The organism is Nonomuraea maheshkhaliensis (genome assembly GCF_039529435.1).
Classification (GTDB): Bacteria; Actinomycetota; Actinomycetes; order Streptosporangiales; family Streptosporangiaceae; genus Nonomuraea; species Nonomuraea maheshkhaliensis.
Genome location: NZ_BAAAMU010000336.1, coordinates 1 through 610, shown reverse-complemented (window position 1 = coordinate 610; position 610 = coordinate 1). Strand labels below are relative to the sequence as shown.

The 610-nt window shown below is 77.0% G+C and carries 2 protein-coding genes; both read right to left on the bottom strand.

Going from position 1 to position 610, the window contains the following annotated elements; translation table 11 throughout:
- Positions 1–109: 109 nt before the first annotated feature.
- Positions 110–337 (bottom strand): hypothetical protein, encoded by a 228-nt coding sequence (locus ABFX54_RS56730; RefSeq protein ID WP_346115633.1) that lies wholly within the window; start codon positions 335–337, stop codon positions 110–112.
- A partial coding sequence (locus ABFX54_RS56725; protein WP_346115632.1) for an ATP synthase subunit C occupies positions 337–610 on the bottom strand: 274 nt, incomplete at its 5' end. The genes ABFX54_RS56725 and ABFX54_RS56730, both read right to left, overlap by 1 nt.

The following is a 610-nucleotide window of genomic DNA, read 5'->3' as shown; positions in this document are numbered from 1 at the left end:
TGGCCGTCATCGTGGTCGGCGGCCTCTTGCGCCGCCCGCGAGCGCACCTGCCCGGCCTCGTGCCGGGCGGCACGCAGGAGCTCCGCCCGCAGCGGGGCGATCGCGTCGTTCATCGGTCTCCACCCGCCCTCTCGTCCATGACCACGGTGAGCCGGTCCCGCAGCGGGCCGAGCACCGTGGCGGCCATGGGTGTCAGGACGACCACGAGAACGTCCGGCGGCAGCGTGGACCACGCCCGGCGCACCTCCTCGGCCGTCTCCGCGGGCAGCGTGACGGCGCCGGTCGGCCCGAAGCCGGTCACTCTGGCGCGCTCGCCGAGCACCGCGACGCGGCCCATCACGCCCTGCCGATCAGGATGATCCCGACGACCAGCCCGTAGATGGCGATGCCCTCGGCCAGGCCGACGATGACGATGGCGCGGCCGAACAGCTCAGGCCGCTCGCGGAGCGCCGCCAGCGCGGCGGCGCCGGTGTAGGCGACCGCCACTCCCGCGCCGACGCACGAGCCCGCCACCGCGATGGCGGCGCCCAGCAGCGCGGCCCAGTTCGCGTCGGCGGGCTGCGCGGCGCCCTGCCCGCCGGCCGCCGCGCCGGGCAGCGTCACGATCAGG

Coding starts and splice junctions, on each gene's coding strand:
- ABFX54_RS56730 (WP_346115633.1), bottom strand. CDS start 337: ATGGGCCGCGTCGCGGTGCTCGGCGAGCGCGCCAGAGTGACCGGCTTC.